Below are 20,839 nucleotides of genomic sequence, written 5' to 3'. Positions count from 1 at the left end.
CGTCAGGCGGGCTGGAGGACGAAGTCGTAGGTGGCCTCGAACCAGGGCCCCTCGACCGGGGTGCCGTCGGGCATCGTGCCGCCCTCGCGCGGTTCGTACCGCACCACCAGCTGCTCCTTGACCCCGAAGACCACGTCGCTGTCCAGGTAGTCGGCCCCCTCCTGGAACAGGTGGGTGATCAGCGGCCGGTACCCGGGCACGTTGAGCAGCACGTGGAAGTGCGCCGGCCGGAACTCCGAGATGTCGGTGCGCGAGATCAGCTCGCCGACCGGGCCGTCCATCGGGATGGTGTAGCCGAGCGGGGCCACGGTGCGGATGGCGAAGGAGCCGTCCTCGCGAGCGGTGTACTTGGCGCGCAGCCGGGCCTCGTCGACCTCGGCGTGCTGGCTCTCGTACAGCCCGTCGTCGTCGGCCTGCCAGACGTCGAGCACCGCCCCGCCGATGGCGGCGCCGTCGAGGTCGCGCACCGTGCCGTGCAGGAGCAGCGGGGTGCCGCGCACGCCCTCGGACATGTCCTCGGCGTACTCCCGCACCGGGGAGCCGTCGATGTGGAAGGGCCCGAGCACAGTGGCCGGGGTCGCCCGGGGGTCCAGCCGCTGGTTCATCTGGACGACGAGCATCGACAGCCCCAGCACGTCGGAGGTGAGGATGAACTCCTCGCGCTTGTCGTTGCTGATCTGCCCGGTGCGGGTCAGCCACTGGATCGCGGCCATCCACTCGGCCTCGGTCAGCTGCACCTCGCGGGCGAAGGCGTGCAGGTGCCGCACCAGCGCGCTCATCAGCTCACCGGTGCGGGGGTCGTGCGCGGTGGCCCACCGGGCGGCCGCGAGATCGGTGATGTTGTCCTCGGTGACGAGCTGCACTGCGGTCTCCTCGGTTCCAGGGATGAGGGGGTCAGCTCGGGTCGGGGGCGACCGAGCGGTTGTTCAGGTCGACGGACAGGAAGATGTCGTTGGCGACGGGGTGCCGCAGCTCCTCGGCCAGCTGACCGATCAGCCCGGCGGTGCGGGCGAGCAGGGCGAACCCGCGCAGCAGCGGCAGCGGCAGCCCGAGGTCGGCCAGCGCCGCCCCGCAGACGCCGGCGCCGTTGAGCGGCAGCGTCTTGCCCAGCACCTGCGGGTGCACCCGCCCGATCGCGGCGAACAGGGCCAGGTGCGGGCCGAGCTGGCCCTCCTCGGCGGCGATCTCCATCAGCCGTGCGGTGCGGGGGTCGCCGTCCTTGTGCACGTGGTGACCCAGCCCCGGCACGAACCGCCTGGCCTCCCGCTCGCGCTGCACCACGGTCAGGGCGAGGGCGTCCCAGCCGGCGTCGTCGGTGGGGAGCCGGTCCTGCGCGACCAGGACGTCGTCGAGGAAGCGGCCGCAGTCCTCGGTGACCCCCAGGAAGCGGGAGCCGCCGCCGAGCAGGCCGGCGGCCAGCGCGCCCTGCACCGAGTCCGGCGCCGACAGGTAGGTCAGCCGGGTGACGATCGCGGTGGGGGTGAAGCCGTGGTCGGCGAGCGCGGCCAGCACCGCCTCGAACACCCGCACCTGACCCGGGGTGGGACGGCGCTGGGTGGCCAGCCAGAAGGCCAGCTCGCCGAACCCGACGGTGCCCATCACGTCGCGGGCCAGGTCGGTGCCCAGCAGCGTGATGGTCTCGCGGGAGGAGGCGCCCAGCGCGGTCTCGTAGGTGCGTGGTCCGGTCATCGCTCGCTCAACCACTTCCGGATCTCGTCGCCGTGCTCGTCGAGGCCCGGCGGGGGCAGGCGGTAGGACGGCGGGGTCGCCGAGAAGGTGATCGGGTTGCGGATCGAGGGGATCGCTCGATCGCCCCCGCCCACCCGGACGACGGGGTCCAGCCCGACCTGCTCGGCGAAGGCCACGCCGCCGTCGACGGTGTTGATCGGCCCGCACGGCACGCCCACGGCGAAGATCGCCTCGAACCACTCCTGCTTGCCGCGGGTGCGCAGCCGCTCGACCAGCAGCGGCCGCAGCTCGTCGCGGTTGGCCGTGCGGTCCTCGTTGCGGGCGAAGCGGGGGTCGTCGGCCAGCTCGGGGACCCCGAGCACCTCGACCAGCTTGCGGAACTGCCCGTTGTTGCCGGCGGTGATGATCAGCTCGCCGTCGGCGCACTCCAGCGGCTCGTAGGGGAACAGCGACGGGTGGCTGTTGCCCATCCGGAACGGCACGACCCCGCCGGCGACGGCCGCCGAGCTCTGGTTGACCATCCCGGACAACGCGGAGGCCATCAGGCTGACCTCGACGTGCTGGCCCCTGCCCGTCTCGTGCCGGGCGTTGAGCGCGGACAGCACACCGATCGTGGCGTGCAGCCCGGCGACGACGTCGAAGACCGAGATGCCGGCGCGGAAGGGCTCGCCGTCGGGGGAGCCGGTGAGGCTCATCAGCCCGGAGATGGCCTGCACGATGAGGTCGTAGCCGGGCAGGTGCGAGCCGCCCTCCTGGCTGCCGAAGCCGCTGATCGAGGCGTAGACGACGGCCGGGTTGGTCGCGGCGACCGTCTCGTAGTCCAGGCCGAAGCGGGCCAGCCCGCCGGGCTTGAAGTTCTCCACCAGGACGTCGGCCCGCCGGGCGAGCTCCTGCGCGGTGGCCCGGTCGGCGTCGTCCTTCAGGTCCAGCGCCACCGAGCGCTTGTTGCGGTTGATGCCCAGGTAGTACGTGCTGACGCCGTCCCGCACTGGCGGCGACCAGTGCCGGGTGTCGTCGCCGGCCGGGCCCTCGACCTTGACCACCTCGGCCCCCAGGTCGGCGAGCAGCATCGTCGAGTACGGGCCGGCCAGCACGCGGGAGAAGTCCGCGACGAGCAGGCCGGCCAGCGGGCCGGTGGGTTCGGTCATCGGGGCGGGGCACTCCCTGGTTGCGCGGACACCTGTCCGATGTGGTCTGGACCGCAGCTCACCACCGCGGGGGCGCCGTGTCAAACGGGTCGCGACGCCGCTTGACAGGTGTCCTGGGTCACGACAGTGTGGGCGTGACCGTTGTGCGGACAGATGTCCGCGAACACCTCGAGGAGACATCGATGTCCAGCCCCGACACCCGGCCCGTGGTCCTGCGCGGCGGCACCGTGCTGACCATGGACGACGCGCACACCGTCCTGCCCGGCGCCGACGTCCTCGTCGTCGACGGCACGATCGCCGCCGTCGGCACCGCGCTGGAGGTGCCCGCGGGCACCGAGGAGGTCGACGCCACCGGCGGCGTCGTCATGCCCGGCATGGTCGACACCCACCGGCACATGTGGCAGACCGCGATGCGCGGCTACGGCGCCGACTGGACCCTCACCCAGTACTTCGTCTGGTACTACCTCGAGCACGGCACGAGCTTCCGCCCCGAGGACGTGCACGCCGGCAACCTGCTCAGCGCCTGGGAGGGCCTCGAGGCCGGCGTCACCACGACCGTCGACTGGAGCCACGGCCTGCAGACCGTCGAGCACGCCGAGGCCGCCGCCGACGCCCTGCTCGCCGTCCCCGGCCGGTTCGTGCTCGCCTACGGCAACATCCAGGCCGGCCCGTGGGAGTGGACCGCCGACCCGGCCGTGCAGGCGTTCCTGCGCCGGCGCAAGGACGAGGGCAAGCTCGGTCTGCAGCTGGCCTTCGACGTCACCGGCGACCCGGCGTTCCCGGAGAAGGCCGCCTTCGAGGTCGCCCGGGAGCTGGGCCTGCCGGTCACCACGCACGCCGGCGTCTGGGGCGCGACGTCCGACGCCTCCATCCAGCTCATGCACGACGCCGGGTTCATGACCCCCGAGACCGTCTACGTGCACGCCGCGTCGCTGGACACCGACAGCTACCACCGCATCGCCGCCACCGGCGGCTCGGTGTCGGTGTCCACGGAGAGTGAGCAGAGCGCCGGGCAGGGCTACCCGCCCACCTGGCAGGTGCGCAAGCACGGCATCCCGGTGTCCCTGTCCATGGACACCAGCGTCTGGTGGTCGGCCGACCTGTTCTCGGCCATGCGCACCACGCTCGGTGCCGACCGCTCGCGCGAGCACCTCGAGGCCCACGTCGAGGGCAACACCGTGACCCAGGTGCACCTGCGCGCCGAGCACGTCGTCGACTGGGCCACCCGGGGCGGGGCGAAGGCGCTGGGCCGCGACGACCTCGGTTCGCTGGAGCCGGGCAAGACCGCCGACGTCGTGCTGATCAAGAACGACGCGTCGCCGGTGTCCTTCCCGCTGCTCAACCCCTACGGCCACGTGGCGTTCCAGGCCCAGCGCGGTGACGTGCACACCGTCCTGGTGGGCGGACGCGTCGTGAAGCGCGACGGCAAGCTGGTCGGCTACGACGGCGCCGCCGTGCGCTCGGCCGTCGACGCCACCGTCGAGCACCTGCGCGGGGCGATGGGGGAGGAGACGTGGCAGGCCGGCATGAACCCGGCCATGCCCGACGACGGCGGCGACGTCCTGGACAACCCCTACACCTACACCGACTACAAGAGCGACGAGACCCGCGAGGCCCGGGGCTCGCTGTTCGGCTCCTGATGGCCGGGCGGGGGCACGGGCCCGACTTCGTCGAGGCGCTGGCCCGGGGGCTCGACGTGCTGTCGTGCTTCTCGGAGCGGCGCCCGGTGATGACGCTGTCGGAGGTGGCGGCCGCGGCGGAGCTCGCCCGGCCCACCGCCCGCCGGCTGCTGCTGACCCTGGAGGAGCTGGGGTATGCAGCGGCCGGCGAGGGCGGCTATCGGCTCACCCCGAAGGTGCTGGACCTGGGCATGGCCTACGTCGGCGCGCTGGGCCTGTGGGACATCGCCCGCCCGCACCTGGAGTCCCTCGTCGCCCGCACCGGTGAGTCCTCCTCGATGGCCCAGCTCGACGGCTCGGACATCGTCTACGTCGCCCGGGTGGCGGTGCCGAAGCTGATCACGCTGCGGGTCGAGATCGGCACGCGATTCCCTGCCGTGCAGACCTCGCAGGGCAAGGTGCTGCTCGCCGCGCTCGGGTCCGACGAGCTGGACGAGGCGCTGACCACGGCGTCCCGCTCCGGGCTGCCCCGGTACATCGGCCGGACGGCGGCCCAGCTGCACGACGAGCTGGCCGAGGTGCGGGCGCGTGGCTGGGCGCTGGCCGACGAGGAGCTGGCGCCCGGCGTGCGATCGGTCGCCGTGCCGGTGCGCGACGGCGCCGGGGTGGTGCAGGCCGCGGCCAACGTCACGGTGCACGCCGCCGAGACCAGCCGGGAGGTGCTGCTCGAGCAGCACCTCCCGCTGCTGCTGCGCACCGCCGGCGACATCAGCGGCGAGTGGGCCGCCTGGCAACGCCGCCCGCACGCCACCGTTCAGCCGGGGACGTCGGCCGCCGTGGCGACCTGATCCAGGAAGCGGCGGACCTTGCCCGGGTCCTGCCCGCGCTCCCACCCCAGCGTCGAGGGTCGCTGCGCCCGGTCGTGCCAGAAGTGCGGCGGACGGGACGCCGGACGGGTGGCCAGCAGCCAGACCGTGGTGTCGGCGCCGTCGGCGGGTGTGCGCAGCAACGGGGCCATGACCTTGCCGAACGCGGGGATCGACGCGGTCACGCCGTCGGTGGCCACCCAGCCCGGGTGGGTCGAGTACACGTGCCGGCCGGGCAGCCGGCGTGCCCACTCCGCGGCCAGCACCACCTGCATGCGCTTGGTGCGGGCGTAGGCGCGCACCCCGCTGTACTCGCCGTCGGTGAACTCGAGGTCGTCGGCGCGCAGCCCCGCGCCGTACATGCCGCCGGAGGACATCCAGACCACGGCTGCGTCGGGGGAGAGCACGTCGGTCAGCAGTGCGGTCATCAGGTGCGGGCTCAGCACGTGGACGGCGAGGGTCAGCTCGTGGCCCTGCGCGGTCTCCGAGCGCTCGGCCGGCAGCGTGCCGGCGTTGTGCACCAGCCCGTGCAGCTCGTCGACCCGGCCGGTGAACTCCTCCGCCCAGGTGCGGACCGCGTCGAGGTCGCCGACGTCGCACACCTCGGCCACCACCCGGGCGCCGTCCGCCCGGCCCCGGCCCCCGACCCCGCCCGGGATCCCGCGCTCGAGCCGGGCCACGAGGTCGTCGGTCTTCGCACGGTCGCGGCCCAGCACGTGCACGGTGGCACCCAGCCCGAGCAGCCCCTCGGCGATCGCCGTCCCGATGCCCGAGGTCGCCCCGGTGACCAGCACCCGGCGGCCGGCCATCGACCCCGGGGCCGGGTCGGCCGGCCACCACCGGCGGCGCAGCGCCGGCCCCACCTTGCTGTAGCCGGGGACGACGGCGCGGTCGAGCAGGGCATCGGCGAGACGGGTCAGCGCGGGCACGCCGCACATGGTGGCTCAGGCCCCCCGGCTCCGCCCCCGGAGAGCCAGCCACTGCAGCAGCATGATCGTCTTCGCGTCGCGGATGCGGCCGTCGTCCACCATGGCCAGCGCCTGGACGAACGGCAGCTCGACCACGTCGATGTCCTCGCCCTCCTCCGCGAGCCCGCCGCCGGCACCGGTGCGGTCGGCGGGGGAGTAGGACCCGACGTAGCAGTGCAGGCGCTCGGTCACCGATCCCGGGCTGGTGAACGCGTCGAAGGCCTGCACCAGCGGGCCGGCGATGGTCACCCCGAGCTCCTCCTGCGTCTCGCGCCGCACGGCGGTCTCGGGGTCGTCCTCGTCGAGCAGCCCGGCGGCCGCCTCCAGCAGCACGCCGTCGGGGTGGCCGTTGACGTAGGCGGGGAAGCGGAACTGCCGGGTGAGCAGCACGGTGTCCCGGTCGGGGTCGTGCAGCAGCACGGTGGCGCCGTTGCCGCGGTCGTAGGTCTCGCGGGACTCGGTGGTCCAGGTGCCGTCGGGTCGTCGGCGGTCGTAGGTGGTGCGCCGCAGCACGTGCCACCCGTCGCTGGTCACCTCCACGTCGCGCACGACGACGTCGGGGTTGCCGGTCAGGTCGCGCCCCACCCGGTCCAGCCCGGTGCGGCCCCGGCCGTCGGGGACGTCGACACCCCTGGGCACGGCTCAGGCCTCGCCGGGCAGCGGGCGCAGCGTGCACAGCTGGGCGACCCGGCCGACCGGACCGGTCTGGTCGTGCAGCACGGTCGCGGTCATGGCGTGCCCGCCCGGCCCCCAGCTCACCGAGGTGTCCATGCCCACCCACCCACCCGCCGGGGCCCGGAACAGGTGCGCGGTCAGCTCGACGTTCGGGTAGAACCAGCGGCGCCGCTCGTCGCTCTGCACCAGGCCGTTCGCGGTGTCGGCCAGCAGCAGGAACCGGGTGAGGTCGGTGACGTCCTCGTCGTCCACCAGCTCCTGCCGCGACCGCAGCCACGCCTGCGCCCGGCCCGGGCCGACGTCGCGGTGCCGCACCTCCAGCGAGGCGATGTAGCCCCCGGGCCACCCCGCGCTCATGTCCCACGCCGCCAGCTCGTCGCGCGGGGGCAGGGGTGGCTCGGCGACCAGCGCGGCCGCCGACGTGTCCGACCCCGCCAACCGCCACGCGCGCGCCCGCACCACCGCGCGCCCGGCCCAGGTGACGGTGGCCTCGACCAGCTCGATCGTCCGCCCCGGCCGCACCACGGCCAGGGCCACCTCGACCTCGTCGATGCCGATCACGCCGAGGATCTCCACCGACAGCTTCTGCACCGGGCCGCCCGCGCCGCCCAGGCAGTGCGCCACCAGCCCGACGGTCGGGGCGATGTGCTGCTCGGCCGGGTTCCAGCCGCCGCCGGTGTGCTCGGTCGCCCGGAACCTGCCCCCGCCGTCCGGGGTGCTGCTCAACCGCTCGAAGTAGGCCACGCCTGCCGATCCTGCCCGGCGCACACTGGGTCGGTGACCACCGTCCCCGCACTGGGCATCGCCGAGGTCGTCGAGCGCACCGGGCTCACCGCCCACACCCTGCGGTACTACGAGCGCGACGGGCTGCTGCTCGGCGACGTCGACCGCGACGCCGGGGGACGGCGGCGCTACACCGACCGCGACCTCGAGTGGATCGAGACGGTCACCCGGCTGCGGGCCACCGGCATGCCGATCCGCGACGTCAAGAGGTACGCCGCGCTGGTCCGGGCCGGCGCCGGCACCGAGGCCGAGCGGTTGCAGCTGCTGCGCGCGCACCGGACCCGGGTGCAGCGCGAGCTCGACGAGACCACGGCCCACCTGGCCGCCATCGACCACAAGATCGGCTGGTACGAGCGCCCGGCTTGACTTCGAGCGCACTCGAAGGGGTTCGCTGGACGCATGACCTCATCGCTGACCACCCGCACCCTCGGATCCGGCCCCGCCGCCCTCACCGTCTCGACCATGGGCCTGGGCTGCATGGGCATGAGCGAGTTCTACGGCGCCCCCGACGAGCAGTCGGGCCTGGACACCATCGCCCGCGCCCTCGACCTCGGGGTCACGTTCCTCGACACCGCCGACATGTACGGCCCGTTCACCAACGAGAGGCTGGTCGGCCGGGCGATCGCCGGCCGCCGCGACGAGGTGCAGCTGGCCACCAAGTTCGGCAACAAGCGGAGCGAGGACGGCGCGCGGCTGGGCATCGACGGGTCGCCGGAGCACGTGCGCGCCGCCTGCGACGCCTCGCTGCAGCGCCTGGGCGTGGACACCATCGACCTCTACTACCAGCACCGCGTCGACCGCACCGTGCCCGTCGAGGACACCGTGGGTGCCATGGCCGAGCTGGTCACCGCCGGGAAGGTGCGCTTCCTCGGCCTCTCGGAGGCCGCGCCCGAGACCATCCGCCGCGCGCACGCCGTGCACCCGATCACGGCCGTGCAGACCGAGTACTCGCTGTTCACCCGCGACCTCGAGGACGCCGTCCTGCCGACCCTCCGCGAGCTCGGCGTCGGCCTCGTGCCCTACTCGCCGCTGGGCCGCGGCCTGCTGACCGGCGCGGTGACCCGGACCCCCGCGGACGGCGACAGCCGCGGCAGCGGGTACTTCCCGCGGTTCCAGGGCCAGGCGCTGGAGGCCAACCTGGTGCTGGTCCGCCGCGTCGAGGAGCTGGCCGCCGAGCACGGCTGCACCCCCGGCCAGCTGGCCCTGGCGTGGGTGCTGGCGCAGGGCGAGGACGTCGTCCCGATCCCGGGCACGAAGCGGGTGCGCTACCTGGAGGAGAACGCCGCCGCCGCGGGCGTGCAGCTGTCCGCCGACGACGTCGACCGGCTGTCGGCAGCCGTTCCGCGGGACGCCGTGCAGGGCGACCGGTACGGCGACATGTCCTCCATCGACGACTGATCGCGCACGACCGGATCGCGGTGGGCAGGTGTGGTCCTGACCCGCAGGGGTACCCGCCGTCACCCCCTCGTGCGGGAAACGGATTAAAATGGCACAGGCCGCGCTCCGGCGCAGCCGCAGACCCCCCGTCCCTCACCGTGGGCGGCCTGTGCCGTCCCTCCGTGGGCGGCCTCTCCGCCAGGACCTCAGCAGTCCTCGCGACGCCGCACGACACCCCCAGGAGAGGCTGGATGAGCACGACAGTGGCCAGCAGCACCACGAAGACCCCGCGCAAGAAGACCGCAGCCGGCGCCCGCAAGGCCCGCTCGGCCGACGCGGAGTCCGTGCAGATCGCGCCCGCGCCGGACGCCGACGCGGAGGAGACCGAGCTCGAGGAGGACGAGGCCGACCTCGCCGACGAGCCCGCCGTCCCGGCCCCGTCGACGACCTCGTTCGAGTGGGACGAGGAGGAGTCGCTCGCCCTGCAGAAGGCCCGCAAGGATGCCGAGCTGGCCACCTCGACCGATGCCGTCCGTGCCTACCTCAAGCTCATCGGCCGGGTCGCGCTGCTGACCGCCGAGCAGGAGGTCGACCTCGCCCGCCGCGTCGAGGCCGGGCTCTACGCCGCGCACAAGCTGGCCGACACCGACGCCAAGTTCACCCCCACCATGCGCCGCGACCTCAACTGGGTCGTGCGCGACGGCGAGCGGGCCAAGACCCACCTGCTCGAGGCCAACCTGCGCCTCGTGGTGTCGCTGGCCAAGCGCTACACCGGCCGCGGCATGGCGTTCCTGGACCTGATCCAGGAGGGCAACCTGGGCCTGATCCGTGCGGTGGAGAAGTTCGACTACACCAAGGGCTTCAAGTTCTCGACGTACGCGACGTGGTGGATCCGCCAGGCGATCACCCGCGCGATGGCCGATCAGGCGCGCACCATCCGCATCCCGGTGCACATGGTCGAGGTCATCAACAAGCTGGGTCGCATCCAGCGCGAGCTGCTGCAGGAGCTGGGCCGCGAGGCCACTCCGGAGGAGCTGGCCAAGGAGATGGACATCACCCCGGACAAGGTGCTGGAGATCCAGCAGTACGCCCGGGAGCCCATCTCGCTCGACCAGACCATCGGCGACGAGGGCGACAGCCAGCTCGGTGACTTCATCGAGGACTCCGAGGCCGTCGTCGCGGTCGAGGCCGTCTCCTACGGCTTCATGCAGGAGCAGCTCACCTCGGTGCTGCAGACCCTCAGCGAGCGCGAGGCCGGCGTCGTGCGGTTGCGCTTCGGCCTGTCCGACGGCACCCCGCGGACGCTGGACGAGATCGGCCAGGTCTACGGCGTGACCCGCGAGCGGATCCGCCAGATCGAGTCCAAGACGATGAGCAAGCTGCGCCACCCCAGCCGGAGCCAGGTGCTCCGCGACTACCTCGACTGACCAGTCCGGTCGGTCGAACCCCGGAGGCCCGGAACCGTTGCGGTTCCGGGCCTCCGGCGTTCGGAGGTCACGAGGACGACGGCGGCCAGGGCCGCGGCGACGGCGCAGACGGTCCACACCGTGAGGTAGCCCGACAGCGGTGCGGAGCCGGCCGCGGGGTCGTCGATGCTGCCGGTGGCGGCCAGCGCGACCGCGAAGACCGCCGAGGCGATGGCTCCGCCGACGGTCTTGCTGCTGTTGGTCATGCCGGCGGCGAAACCGGTGCGGTCGGCCGGCGCGGCGGCCACCGCCGCGGCGGGCAGCGCGGCCACCAGCAGCCCGGATCCCACGCCGGCGACGGCCATGTTGGTCAGCGCCTGCACCGCGGTGTCGTGGAACGGCAGCCACAGCGCGTAGCCGACGGCCACCGTGGCCGCCCCCGCCGCCATCGCCCGCCGGCCCCCCAGCCACCGGGAGAGCAGCGGCAGCAGCAGGGCACCGGTGAGCAGGGTGAGCACGTACAGCCCGATGAGCACCGAGACGAACGAGGCGCTGGCGCCCAGGCCGTAGCCGGTGACCGCCGGGTCCGCGCGGGCGAAGGTGGACAGCGGGATCTGCGCGCCCAGCACCGACATGCCCGACAGGAAGGCGGTGGCCTGGATCGGCCACTGCCCGGGCGCGACGAGCACCGGGACGTCGAGCAGCGGCTCGTGCTGCCGGGCCTCGACGCGCACCAGCAGCCACCCGGTGGCCAGGCCGGCCACCACCAGCGCCCACGGCACGACCGACCCGGGGCCGAGCAGCCGCAACGCGACCAGACCGCCCATGACCAGCAGCAGCGCGGCGGTCAGCAGCCCCAGCCCGGGCAGGTCGAGCCGACCCGGCGCCCGCGGGGCGTCGGGCTCGACACCGAACCGGACCACGGCCAGGCAGATCGTCACCACCACCGCGGGCAGCGCGAGCAGCACGGGCACGGGCAGCGCGGTGACCAGCGCCCCGCTGCTGAGCGCGCCGGCCAGCACCCCGACCTGCAGGAAGGCGACCAGCACGCCGGCGGCACGGCGGGTGCGGTGGTCGTCGGCGGCTGCGCGCCGGTGCACGATCGCCACCTCGAGGGGGAGCCAGACCACGTAGGCGCCCTGCAGGGCGGAGCCGACGACGAAGACCGCGAAGCCGGCCGGCCCGGTGGTGGGCGCCAGGGCCATCACCCAGGTGCCCAGCGCCGTGACCGCGGTGGAGACCAGCAGCACCCGCCGGTGGCCGTGCAGGTCGGCCAGCCGCGCCAGCACCGGCACCAGCAGCGCGGAGGCCACGAGCTGGGCGGCCTCGAACCAGTTGACGTCGCCGTCTCCGATGCCCAGCGCGCGGGCGACGTCGGAGAAGACCGGTGTGTAGAAGCCCTGCAGCACACCGCTGGCGACCTCCACCACCGACAGGGCACCGACGACGGCGAACAGGGTCTGCGCGCGCACCGCGGAGGAGGACGCGCTCATGCCGGCAGCTCCTGCACCAGGCGGCGGTACCAGTCGACGCCGGCCAGCAGGTCGGCCACGCCGATGTGCTCGTCGGCGGCGTGGATGGTGCCTCGCTGTGCCTTGGTCATGCGGAAGGGGGTGAAGCGGTAGACCCGTTCGCACAGGCCCGTGAAGAACCGGGCGTCCGTGGCGGCCATCATCACGTACGGCGTGGGCACGGCGTCGGGGAACAGCTCGCCGGTGATCCGCTCGAGCAGGGCGAAGGCCTGGTCGTCCCAGGGCGACACGGGGCTGGGCTCGTTGCGCTCGACCACCTCGACCCGGATGCCCGGCCCGACCACGCGCCGCACGTGGGCCAGCACGTCGTCGACGGTGTCGCCGACCATCACCCGCAGGTTGACCCCGGCGCGGGCGGTGGACGCGATGACGTTGAGCGCGGGTGAGCCCGACAGCGTGGTGACCGCCGCGGTCGTGCGCACCATCGCCGCGGCCTCGGCGCCGGCGGACCGCAGCACCCGGGTGAGCACCGGGGCGAGCCGGTCGGCCCGGGCCAGCAGCGGCCGCACCGGGGCCGGCAGGTGCGGGCCGACGCGGCGCAGCAGCTCGAGGGTGGGCGTGGGGGCGTGCAGCGGCAGCGGGCTGCGCTCGAGCGCGGTGATGGCCGCCGCCAACCGGGCGGTGGGGCCGTTCGCCGCAGGGGTGGAGGCGTGCCCGCCGGCGCCCTCGGCGACCAGCTCGACGGAGGTGACGCCCTTCTCGGTCACCCCGACCACGGCCAACGGCGCGGCCACCATCGGGAACGCCTCGGCGGCGACCGCCCCGCCCTCGTCGAGCACGAACCACGGCTGCACCCCCCGGCGGCGCAGCTCGGCCACCGCGTCGACCGCCGTGGTGCCGGAGACCTCCTCGGTGGACCCGAAGGACAGCCACACGTCGCGGGCCGGCACGAACCCCTCGGTCAGCAGCGACTCGACGGCGGCGCAGATGCCGACCACCGACCCCTTGTCGTCGAGGGTGCCGCGGCCCCACACCGCGCCGTCGTGGATCTCGGCCCCGAACGGCGGGTGGGTCCAGCTGCCCTCGACGGGCACGACGTCGAGGTGGGCCATGAGGACGACGGGCCGGGCGTGCGAGCGCCCCGGCCAGCGCACCAGCAGCGCGTGCGGCTCGACCTCGACGAGCTCGAGCCCGTGCAGGAGCGGGAAGTGCTCGGCCAACGAGGCCCGCAGCGCGACGAAGGGGGCCGGGTCGGTGCGCGCCGGGTCGCGGTCGGCGACCGTGGGGTGCCGGACGAGGGCTTGGAGGGCGCGGACGGCGGGGTGGGTCTCGCTCACGGCGCGGATGCTGTCACGCGGGTACGACATCGCGTACGACGTCGTGCGCACGACATCACGTGACGATTCCTCGCGGATTCCTTGGCTGCGGCTGTGCCGGTGGCTACCGTGGAGCGGTCGCCCCGCAGGGGTGACGCCGTCGAGTCGCCCGCTGGTCCCACCAGCGCACGGGCGAGCCGGGGACCCACCGCAGTCCTGGGGTGCATCCCGCTGCTGGTCGCACGCGACCGGCAGGGGGTAGGGCGACTTCCCGCCCGAACCCGTCAGCTAACCCGGTAGGCGGCCACTGGAAGCAGATGGAGAGCCGCCGCATGGCGACCCCCCGAGCGCGCCGCCACAGCGTGCCCACCCGCCGGCGTCGGCCGGCCACCTACCTCGGCGTCACCGCCGCAGGCGCCGTCCTGGCCCACGTGCTGGTCGGTGCGGCCCCTGCCGCGCCGGTCGCGGCCGAGCCGGTCAGCGTCGCGGCCTCCCTGGGCCTGACCGCCCAGCAGGCGCCGGCCGCGCCCGACCTCGGCCAGCTCGCCGACCTCGCCGCCAGCCGCAGCTCGCGGGAGGACCAGCAGGCGGCCGCGGCGACCGCGCAGGCCGCCGCCGACCAGGCTGTCCTCGAGCAGCAGGCCGCCGAGGCCGCCGCGGCCGAGGCCGCTGCGCAGGCGGCTGCCGAGGCCGCTGCTGCCGCCGAGGCCGCCGCTGCTGCGGCCGCTGCGGCGCCGTCGAACGCGGTGTCCGGGATCGCGAAGATCACCAACAGCTCGGGCCCGGTCAAGCCGGTCGTGCAGGCCGCCGCGGACGCCGTCGTCAGCAACGTCCCCGGTGCCGACTCGATCACCCTGGGCGGCACGCGGCCCAGCGCCGCCGACCCGGGTGGGCACCCGTCGGGCTACGCCCTGGACTACATGGTGCTCACCGACTCGGCCCTCGGCGACGCCATCGTGCAGTACCACATCGACCACTGGGCCGAGCTGGGCGTGGAGTACATCATCTGGGAGCAGCGCATGCTGTCCTCGCCCGGTGGCTCCTGGGTCATGATGGAGGACCGCGGCGGCACGACCGCCAACCACTACGACCACCCCCACGTCAACTACCGCTGACCGAAGGACCCCGTGCCGGGGTCAGCCGTCGTGGGTCAGCAGAAGGACCTCGTCCTCCCCACGACACGCTGCGCGCGCCGCGGGCCCCGGGACGAGGCCGTCGCGGGTCAGGTGCCGCAGTACGTCACGTAGGTCGCGTCCGGACCGGGGGCGGCGTAGCGCTCGAGGCCCGGGCGCTCGTCGTAGGGGTGCCGGAGCACCTCGACCAGCTGGTCGAACGGGGCCAGGTCACCGGTGGTGGCGGCGTCCAGGGCCTCCTGCACCAGGTGGTTGCGCGGCGCGTACACCGGGTTGACCCGCTCCATGGCCTCGGCGTCCGGTCCGGCGGCGCGCCACCGCTCGAGCCACGCGTCGAGCCCGGCGAGGTCGAGCACCAGCTCGCGCACCGGTTCGGCATCGCCGCGGGCCGCCGCCCCCAGTGCCCGGAAGAACCCGGTGTGGTCGGGGTGGTTGGCCTCCAGCAGCGCCTGCAGGTCGCTCACCAGCTGGGGATCGGCGCCGTCGCCCAGCCCGAGCTTGGCCCGCATGCCCGCCGTCCAGGCCGCCTCGTAGCGCGGCAGGAACGTCTCCAGGACGGCGACCGCGGACGGGATGGCGGCCTCGGCGTCGGCGTCGATGAGCGGCAGCAGCGCCTCGGCGAGCCGGGCCAGGTTCCACTGCGCGGCCAGCGGCTGGTTCCCGTAGCGGTACCGGCCGCCGGAGTCGATGGAGCTGAAGACGGTGTCGGCGTCGTGCGCGTCGAGGAAGGCGCACGGGCCGTAGTCGATGGTCTCCCCGGAGATCGTCATGTTGTCGGTGTTCATGACGCCGTGCACGAAGCCGACGAGCATCCACTGCGCGACCAGCTCGGCCTGCACACCGACGACGTGGTCGTACAGGGCCAGCGCGGGCACCTCGGCGTCGGCGGCCGCGGGGACGTGCCGAGCGATCGCGTGGTCGAGCAGGCGGCGCAGCAGGTCGAGGTCGTCGGTGGCCCGCACGAGCTGGAACGAGCCGACCCGCAGGTGGCTGGCCGCCGTCCGGGCGAGGACGGCGCCGGGCTGCGGCGTCTCCCGCTGCACGGCCCGTCCGGTGGCGACGACGGCCAGCGAGCGGGTGGTCGGGATGCCCAGCGCGTGCATCGCTGTGCTGATCACGAACTCGCGCAGCATCGGGCCCACCACGGCCAGTCCGTCGCCGCCGCGGGACCACGGGGTGCGGCCCGAGCCCTTCAGGTGCAGGTCCACCTCGCCCAGCTCACCGAGCAGCAGCGCGCGACCGTCGCCCAGGCGGGGCGAGTAGTTGCCGAACTGGTGGCCGGCGTACCCCTGCGCGACCGGCCGGGCGCCGTCCGGCACCTGCGTCCCCGTGAGGAACGCGAGGCCGGACGGCGTCCGCAGCCAGGCCGGGTCGAGCCCGAGCGAGGCGGCGAGGGCGTCGTCGAGGGCGAGCAGCCGTGGGTCCGGTGCCTCGTCGGCCTGCCACGGCACCGACAGCTCGGGCAGGGCGTCGGCGAAGCGGTGCTCGAGCTGGACGGCGGTCGAGGTGCTGCTCACCCCCACGACGGTACGTCCGCTCAGACGCCGGCGGGCTTGAGGAGCACCTTCTGCCAGCCCGCCTCCTTGGCGCGGAAGTTCTTGTACGCCTCGGGGGCCTGCTCGATCGGCAGCCGGTGGGAGGCGAAGGTGTCGACGCCGAGCGGGTCGTCGTCGGTGAGCAGCGGCATGATCTCCGGCACCCACTTCTTGACGTTGCACTGGCCCATCGTCAGCTGGAGCTGCTTGTCGAACAGCGTCAGCATCGGGATCGGGTCAGCCGCGCCGCCGTAGACACCCGACAGCGAGATGGTGCCGCCGCGGCGGCAGATGTCGATGGCCGAGTAGAGCGCGGCCAGGCGGTCCACCCCGGCCACCTTCTGCAGCGGTGCGGCGATGACGTCGGGCAGGAGCCCGGAGGCCTTCTGGATGAAGGTGGTGGCGGGGGAGCCGTGCGCCTCGAGGCCCACGGCGTCGACGACGGAGTCCGGGCCGCGGCCGTCGGTCATGTCGCGGATGACGTCGCCGAGGTCGTCCTCGTGGTCGCGCAGGTCGACGACCTCGACGCCGCGCAGCCGGGCCCGCTCGATGCGGTCGGGCACGAGGTCGACGCCGATGACCCGGTACCCCTTGTGCAGGCCGATCCGCGCGGCGAAGTCGCCGACCGGGCCCAGGCCGAGGACGACGAGGGTGCCGCCGTCGGGCACGTGGGCGTACTCGACGGCCTGCCACGCGGTGGGCAGGATGTCGGAGAGGTAGGCGAACCGGTCGTCGGCCGGCCCCTCGGGCAGCTTGACGTGGGTGAACTGCGCCTGCGGCACCCGCAGGAACTCGGCCTGCCCGCCGGGCACCGAGCCGTACATCTTCGAGTAGCCGAACAGGGCGGCGCCCGAGCCCTGGTCGCGCACCTGGGTGGTCTCGCACTGGGTGTAGAGCCCGCGGTCGCACATCCAGCAGTGCCCGCAGGAGATCTGGAACGGGATGGACACCCGGTCGCCGACGCGCAGGTCACCGGTCTCGGCACCGACCTCGACGACCTCGCCCATCGTCTCGTGGCCCATGACGTCGCCGACGCTCATGAACGGGGCGAGCGGCTCGACGAGGTGCAGGTCTGACCCGCAGATGTTGGTGGTGGTGACGCGGATGATCGCGTCGGTCGGCTGCTGGATGACGGGGTCGGGGACCTCGTCCACCCGGACGTCGCCCTTGCCGTGCCAGGTCACTGCCTTCATGGGGGTCCCCCTCGGTTGCGCGGTCGATGCACCCGTGGTCTCCAGGCCACCAGGGCCTCCCCATCGCCGTGGGGGTCCGAAACTGCCGCATGCGCACGCGGCGACCCCGCAGCCGGCGCACAGCTTGCTCTGGGGCGGGCCGTGCACCGTGGGGGCACCGAGAGAAGGAGTGCCCGATGTTCGCGCTGCTGGCCACCGTGCTGCTGCTGTTCCAGATCGTGCTGATCGCCCGCGTGGTGGTCGACTGGGTGGGTCTGCTGTCGCCCGCCGGCGGCGCGCGCATCGGCGGCGCCCGCCGTGCGGTGCACGCGGTGACCGAGCCGGTGATCGCCCCGGTGCGCCGTGCCCTGCCGCCGTTGCGCGTCGGCGGCCTGGGCATCGACCTGGCGTTCACGGTCGTCTTCCTCGGCGTCGTCGTGCTGCGCCTGGTCCTGCTGTCGATCTAGGCGGGGTCGAACAACGTCACCTCCGACGGCGTCGCCGTGAAGGGGTTGGCCCACTCGGACTGCGCGCCGGTGATGGGGGCGGCGTCGGTGACGACGGTGGTCGGGGTGCCCGGGTAGATGGCCAGCACGCGGGTGGGCGAGGTCAGCTCGACGGTGTGCTCGAGCACCTCGCCGCGGCGCATCTGCCGGGTGGTGCGGGTGCCGGTGAGCTCGTCGCCGACCGTCGCGGTCCACCGGGCGCCGTCGTGCTCGAAGACGATCGAGGCGACCCGCTCGGCTCGGGTCGCCGGCTCGCAGCCGGCGAACTCGGCGAGGGCCTCGTAGAGCCGCTCGGCCTGGTCGGCGTCGGCGGCGCGGGGCAGGAAGAAGGCAGGCACGGCAGGACCTCACAGATGGGGAGCGCGGCACGGTATGGCTCGCCGTGGTCAGGAACAGGGCACGACGCGAGTCAGGCGCCGAGGGGTAGGTCGACGAACAGCGGCCCGTCGGGAGGGGGCTGGGGCCAGTCTCCCGAGACGGGGCCGACGAGGATCTCGGACCCGTCGGGGCGGGAGGTTCGCCATCGGCCGTCGTCGGGGTCCCACCTGATCGCGAAGCCGTGGTGCACCTGGGTGTGGTGCCGTTCGCAGAGCAGGGCCGTGTTCTCCAGGGACGTGTCGCCGCCGTCGATCCAGTGGACGACGTGGTGGGCGTCGCACATCCAGGTCGGGTTGTGGCAACCGGCGAAGATGCAGCCGCCGTCGCGCACCTCGGCGGCGCGACGGATGTGCGCGGGCACCAGGCGGTGGGTGCGGCCGACGTCGAGCGGGAGACCGTCGGGTCCGAGCACGACCCGGTTCACCACTGCGTCGCACGCGGCGGCTCGGGCGGCGAGGTTCGACACGACGGCGCCGGAGCCCAGAGTGGTGGCGGCCTCGACCAGCGTCGGGTCGAGGAGGTCGCCGAGCTGCACGAGCGCGGTCACCTGCGGCTTGGTGCCGCGCAGCACGGGCAGGTCCCCGGCGGCGAGGTGCAGGTCGGCCAGCTGGACGAGTGCGTCGGCGGTGCGCTGACCGCGGCTGCGGAGGTCGCCCTCGCACCGTCCGGCAGCGGCGATGGCTTCGAGCGCCGCCTCCACCTTCTCGCCGCCGATCGCGTCGAGGTCCCCGCGGATGCCCCGTGAGCCGTCGGCGCGGCGGGTGAAGCGCAGACTTCGCCCCGCGGTCGGGTCGACGGGCTCGGGGCCGTCGGGGTCGAGCTGGTCGGCGATGCGCTGGCAGACCTGGGGGAGGCAGCGGGCCTGGTCGCCGGTGGCGGTGTCGGTGACCAGCTGGTCGAGGGTGGCCAGGTCGACCCCGGCCACCTCGCCGAGCTCCCAGACCCGATCGGTGAGGATGCGGCCCACGACGGCGAGCTGCCCGGGGCTGACGGCGCCCGAGGCTGCGGCTGCACCGAGCACGGGCATGCGCTGCTGCAGTCGACCGGCGGCGAGCACGGCTTTGCTCTCGGCGCCCGTGGTGTTCAGGTGGCCGCGCAGCCAGCCGGCCATGTGGGTCAGCCCGTCGGTGAAGGCCGCCTCGGCGTCCTCGGCCGCCACGACGGTGCGGGCGAGCTCGGCCTGCAGCACGTTCACGGCTCGCCCCAGGCCGCGGACCCGGTCGAGCAGCTGCGCCGCCGACAGCGGTGCGGCCCGTGGCCTCAGGTCCGTGGCCGCTGCCGCGAGGAGGGCGTCGAGGACGGCGGCGACGTCCGGGGGAGGCGGTTCGGGCCGGCGTCGCGCAGCCGCCACGGGGGACGGCGGCGCCGGTCGCTCGGCCCCGAGGGCCCCGGGCGCGAGGGGCTCAGGACTCCACTCCCCGGCGGTTCCGAGCCCCACGACGTCCCCTCATCTGTTCGAACACCTGTTCCCATCGTACGGGGTTCGGGGTTCTGGAGCAAGACGAAACCGCAGCTCAGACGCTGTGCGGCAGCGTGCGGCACCGATCGGTACGGGGTGTCAGCAGGCGCGTGGGTTCGAGGAGGCGACGCAAGGCACCGGGGAGGGGCATCTTCTCGCCCATGTCCGACCCTGATGCCGTTGCGTCCATCGACACCGTTCCCGTTCGGCACGTGTACCGCGTGCGACTGGTCGGTGGACCCGCCCACGATCTCGCTCTCGGCGACGTCCGTCAGCACGCACCGCTGGGCAGCAGATGGGTGCCTCGCAGCCACCACGGAGAGGGGTACTACCTCACCGACGACGAGCGTCCGTGGTCGTCCGGCGTCGACGCCGTCGCGCGGTGGGTGCCGGACGACCGTGACCGGTTCGTGTACGTGCGGACCTGACGGCTGGCGAACAACCGCATCCGCCGGTCAGCGGGCGAGGGCCGCCAGGAGATCGAGCTGGGTCCGCCACACGTCCGACGACGGGTTGATGAGCACGAAGTGGTCGCCGTCGACCTCGGTCAGCGTCGCGTCGGCGCCGGCCGCGGTCGCCGCGGACACGTAGGACTGCGACTGCGACAGCGGCACGTTGGTGTCCGACCGCCCGTGGATGCACCGCACCGGGACGGCGAGCGGGACCTGCTGCAGGGGGTCCACCGTGGCGTCCAGGGGCCCGCCCACGAAGGCCTCGACCGCCCCGCCCCCGAGGCCCTGCTCGGCGGCCGCGCGCAGGTCCAGCACACCGGCCTGCGAGACGGCCCCGGTCAGCGGCACGGCGGCGCCGCTGCGCCCGGCCGCCCACACCGCGAGGTGCCCGCCGGCCGAGTGGCCCAGCGCGAGCACGTGGGTCAGGTCGAGGTCGGTGGTGGCCAGCGCGTCGATGCCGGCTGCGACGTCGTCGAGGGTCGCGGGCACCCCGCCGCCGTTGCCCACCCGGCGGTACTCCAGGTTCCACGCCGCCCAGCCCTCGGCGGCCAGCGACCGGGCCAGGGGTTCGCCGAGCGAGGCGTCGTACTGCGCCTTCCAGAAGCCGCCGTGGACCACCACGACGACCCCGCGAGGCGTCCCGGTGGGCCGGTACAGGTCGGCCCACTGGCTCGGGTCGGACCCGTACGCGGTGCGGGTCGCGCCGGAGGAGGGCCCGGGCGTCGAGCAGGCAGCGGTCACCAGGCCGAGTGTGCCCCAGGCGGTGAGGCCCAGCAGCTGACGTCGTCGCACGGCCGGGGTTCGCAGCGACCCCCGCTCGCGGACGTGGCGGGTCGCCGTACCGGGACGACGACGGTCCGCGTAGCCTGTGCGTCGGGAGCAAGG

20 protein-coding genes and 1 riboswitch are annotated in these 20,839 nt (G+C 74.0%); of the genes, 7 read left to right on the top strand and 13 right to left on the bottom strand.

Features of this window, described 5'->3' with window-relative positions; genetic code table 11:
- Positions 1-2 precede the first annotated feature (2 nt).
- From BLP29_RS15675 to BLP29_RS15665, 3 genes are read right to left on the bottom strand one after another with little or no spacing between them, the layout of a single operon-like run.
- Entirely contained in the window at positions 3-863 is an 861-nt protein-coding gene (locus BLP29_RS15675; RefSeq protein WP_092806159.1) for a dioxygenase family protein, read from the bottom strand.
- Positions 864-894: 31 nt separating this feature from the next.
- Positions 895-1,689, bottom strand: a complete 795-nt coding sequence (locus BLP29_RS15670; protein ID WP_092806157.1) for a citryl-CoA lyase — start codon at positions 1,687-1,689, stop codon at positions 895-897.
- Complete coding sequence (locus BLP29_RS15665; RefSeq protein ID WP_092806155.1) at positions 1,686-2,837, bottom strand: CaiB/BaiF CoA transferase family protein; 1,152 nt, start codon at positions 2,835-2,837, stop codon at positions 1,686-1,688. Before BLP29_RS15665 ends, BLP29_RS15670 begins: the two co-directional genes overlap by 4 nt.
- Before the next feature lie 182 nt (positions 2,838-3,019).
- Between BLP29_RS15665 and BLP29_RS15660 the strand changes: the two genes are divergently transcribed.
- Positions 3,020-4,477 (top strand): amidohydrolase family protein, encoded by a 1,458-nt coding sequence (locus BLP29_RS15660; RefSeq protein WP_092806153.1) that lies wholly within the window; start codon positions 3,020-3,022, stop codon positions 4,475-4,477.
- On the top strand, positions 4,477-5,304 hold the full coding sequence (locus tag BLP29_RS15655) for an IclR family transcriptional regulator domain-containing protein (protein ID WP_092806151.1): 828 nt from the start codon (positions 4,477-4,479) through the stop codon (positions 5,302-5,304). The genes BLP29_RS15660 and BLP29_RS15655 overlap by 1 nt, the downstream gene beginning before the upstream one ends.
- Here the strand turns inward: BLP29_RS15655 and BLP29_RS15650 are convergent.
- From BLP29_RS15650 to BLP29_RS15640, 3 genes are read right to left on the bottom strand one after another with little or no spacing between them, the layout of a single operon-like run.
- Positions 5,271-6,251 carry an SDR family oxidoreductase gene (locus BLP29_RS15650; RefSeq protein WP_207798529.1) on the bottom strand — a complete coding sequence of 327 codons (981 nt, stop codon included), beginning with the start codon at positions 6,249-6,251 and terminating at the stop codon, positions 5,271-5,273. The two genes, BLP29_RS15655 and BLP29_RS15650, sit on opposite strands and share 34 nt — an antisense overlap.
- A 15-nt stretch (positions 6,252-6,266) precedes the next feature.
- The gene (locus BLP29_RS15645; RefSeq protein WP_092806147.1) at positions 6,267-6,929 is read right to left on the bottom strand and encodes an NUDIX domain-containing protein; all 663 of its coding nucleotides are present in this window, start codon (positions 6,927-6,929) and stop codon (positions 6,267-6,269) included.
- Positions 6,930-6,932: 3 nt separating this feature from the next.
- Positions 6,933-7,709 carry a thioesterase family protein gene (locus BLP29_RS15640; protein ID WP_092806145.1) on the bottom strand — a complete coding sequence of 259 codons (777 nt, stop codon included), beginning with the start codon at positions 7,707-7,709 and terminating at the stop codon, positions 6,933-6,935.
- A gap of 33 nt (positions 7,710-7,742) precedes the next feature.
- Between BLP29_RS15640 and BLP29_RS15635 the strand changes: the two genes are divergently transcribed.
- From BLP29_RS15635 to BLP29_RS15625, 3 genes are all read left to right on the top strand, one after another.
- On the top strand, positions 7,743-8,114 hold the full coding sequence (locus tag BLP29_RS15635; RefSeq protein WP_092806143.1) for a MerR family transcriptional regulator: 372 nt from the start codon (positions 7,743-7,745) through the stop codon (positions 8,112-8,114).
- A gap of 33 nt (positions 8,115-8,147) precedes the next feature.
- Positions 8,148-9,146: an aldo/keto reductase gene (locus tag BLP29_RS15630; protein WP_092806141.1), complete on the top strand. Its 999-nt coding sequence runs from the start codon at positions 8,148-8,150 to the stop codon at positions 9,144-9,146.
- A gap of 230 nt (positions 9,147-9,376) precedes the next feature.
- A complete protein-coding gene (locus BLP29_RS15625) occupies positions 9,377-10,552 on the top strand; it encodes an RNA polymerase sigma factor (protein ID WP_092806139.1) in 1,176 nt (391 codons plus the stop codon).
- Here BLP29_RS15625 and BLP29_RS15620 read toward each other — a convergent pair.
- Together BLP29_RS15620 and BLP29_RS15615 are read right to left on the bottom strand one after the other, a co-directional pair.
- Complete coding sequence (locus BLP29_RS15620) at positions 10,540-12,024, bottom strand: MFS transporter (protein ID WP_092806137.1); 1,485 nt, start codon at positions 12,022-12,024, stop codon at positions 10,540-10,542. The two genes, BLP29_RS15625 and BLP29_RS15620, sit on opposite strands and share 13 nt — an antisense overlap.
- Entirely contained in the window at positions 12,021-13,340 is a 1,320-nt protein-coding gene (locus BLP29_RS15615) for a M20/M25/M40 family metallo-hydrolase (protein ID WP_207798527.1), read from the bottom strand. Before BLP29_RS15615 ends, BLP29_RS15620 begins: the two co-directional genes overlap by 4 nt.
- A gap of 139 nt (positions 13,341-13,479) precedes the next feature.
- Positions 13,480-13,638: riboswitch (cyclic di-AMP (ydaO/yuaA leader) on the top strand.
- A gap of 13 nt (positions 13,639-13,651) precedes the next feature.
- Between BLP29_RS15615 and BLP29_RS15610 the strand changes: the two genes are divergently transcribed.
- On the top strand, positions 13,652-14,434 hold the full coding sequence (locus tag BLP29_RS15610) for a VldE C-terminal domain-containing protein (protein ID WP_243470011.1): 783 nt from the start codon (positions 13,652-13,654) through the stop codon (positions 14,432-14,434).
- A 107-nt stretch (positions 14,435-14,541) separates the two neighbouring features.
- On the opposite strand, the gene BLP29_RS15605 is transcribed toward BLP29_RS15610, so the two are convergent.
- Positions 14,542-15,969: a protein adenylyltransferase SelO gene (locus BLP29_RS15605; protein WP_207798526.1), complete on the bottom strand. Its 1,428-nt coding sequence runs from the start codon at positions 15,967-15,969 to the stop codon at positions 14,542-14,544.
- A gap of 20 nt (positions 15,970-15,989) precedes the next feature.
- A complete protein-coding gene (locus BLP29_RS15600) occupies positions 15,990-17,180 on the bottom strand; it encodes a zinc-dependent alcohol dehydrogenase (protein ID WP_092806129.1) in 1,191 nt (396 codons plus the stop codon).
- 176 nt (positions 17,181-17,356) lie between these two features.
- Between BLP29_RS15600 and BLP29_RS15595 the strand changes: the two genes are divergently transcribed.
- The gene (locus BLP29_RS15595) at positions 17,357-17,626 is read left to right on the top strand and encodes a YggT family protein (RefSeq protein WP_092806127.1); all 270 of its coding nucleotides are present in this window, start codon (positions 17,357-17,359) and stop codon (positions 17,624-17,626) included.
- Here the strand turns inward: BLP29_RS15595 and BLP29_RS15590 are convergent.
- The 3 genes from BLP29_RS15590 to BLP29_RS15580 form a co-directional block, all read right to left on the bottom strand.
- The gene (locus BLP29_RS15590; RefSeq protein WP_092806125.1) at positions 17,623-18,003 is read right to left on the bottom strand and encodes a hypothetical protein; all 381 of its coding nucleotides are present in this window, start codon (positions 18,001-18,003) and stop codon (positions 17,623-17,625) included. The genes BLP29_RS15595 and BLP29_RS15590 overlap by 4 nt on opposite strands.
- A gap of 71 nt (positions 18,004-18,074) precedes the next feature.
- Entirely contained in the window at positions 18,075-19,394 is a 1,320-nt protein-coding gene (locus tag BLP29_RS15585; protein ID WP_092806123.1) for an HNH endonuclease signature motif containing protein, read from the bottom strand.
- 563 nt (positions 19,395-19,957) lie between these two features.
- The gene (locus tag BLP29_RS15580; RefSeq protein WP_243470010.1) at positions 19,958-20,695 is read right to left on the bottom strand and encodes an alpha/beta hydrolase family protein; all 738 of its coding nucleotides are present in this window, start codon (positions 20,693-20,695) and stop codon (positions 19,958-19,960) included.
- Between the last annotated feature and the right edge of the window lie 144 nt (positions 20,696-20,839).

Source organism: Klenkia marina (genome assembly GCF_900101025.1).
GTDB lineage: Bacteria > Actinomycetota > Actinomycetes > Mycobacteriales > Geodermatophilaceae > Klenkia > Klenkia marina.
This window is presented reverse-complemented; position numbering and strand designations above follow the sequence as displayed.

What these genes read in the sequence shown, in the direction of transcription:
- BLP29_RS15670 (WP_092806157.1), bottom strand. Translation starts at nt 1,689, where the DNA reads ATGACCGGACCACGCACCTACGAGACCGCGCTGGGCGCCTCCTCCCGC.
- BLP29_RS15665 (WP_092806155.1), bottom strand. Translation starts at nt 2,837, where the DNA reads ATGACCGAACCCACCGGCCCGCTGGCCGGCCTGCTCGTCGCGGACTTC.
- BLP29_RS15660 (WP_092806153.1), top strand. Translation starts at nt 3,020, where the DNA reads ATGTCCAGCCCCGACACCCGGCCCGTGGTCCTGCGCGGCGGCACCGTG.
- BLP29_RS15655 (WP_092806151.1), top strand. Translation starts at nt 4,477, where the DNA reads ATGGCCGGGCGGGGGCACGGGCCCGACTTCGTCGAGGCGCTGGCCCGG.
- BLP29_RS15630 (WP_092806141.1), top strand. Translation starts at nt 8,148, where the DNA reads ATGACCTCATCGCTGACCACCCGCACCCTCGGATCCGGCCCCGCCGCC.
- BLP29_RS15625 (WP_092806139.1), top strand. Translation starts at nt 9,377, where the DNA reads ATGAGCACGACAGTGGCCAGCAGCACCACGAAGACCCCGCGCAAGAAG.
- BLP29_RS15620 (WP_092806137.1), bottom strand. Translation starts at nt 12,024, where the DNA reads ATGAGCGCGTCCTCCTCCGCGGTGCGCGCGCAGACCCTGTTCGCCGTC.
- BLP29_RS15610 (WP_243470011.1), top strand. Translation starts at nt 13,652, where the DNA reads ATGGCGACCCCCCGAGCGCGCCGCCACAGCGTGCCCACCCGCCGGCGT.
- BLP29_RS15600 (WP_092806129.1), bottom strand. Translation starts at nt 17,180, where the DNA reads ATGAAGGCAGTGACCTGGCACGGCAAGGGCGACGTCCGGGTGGACGAG.
- BLP29_RS15595 (WP_092806127.1), top strand. Translation starts at nt 17,357, where the DNA reads ATGTTCGCGCTGCTGGCCACCGTGCTGCTGCTGTTCCAGATCGTGCTG.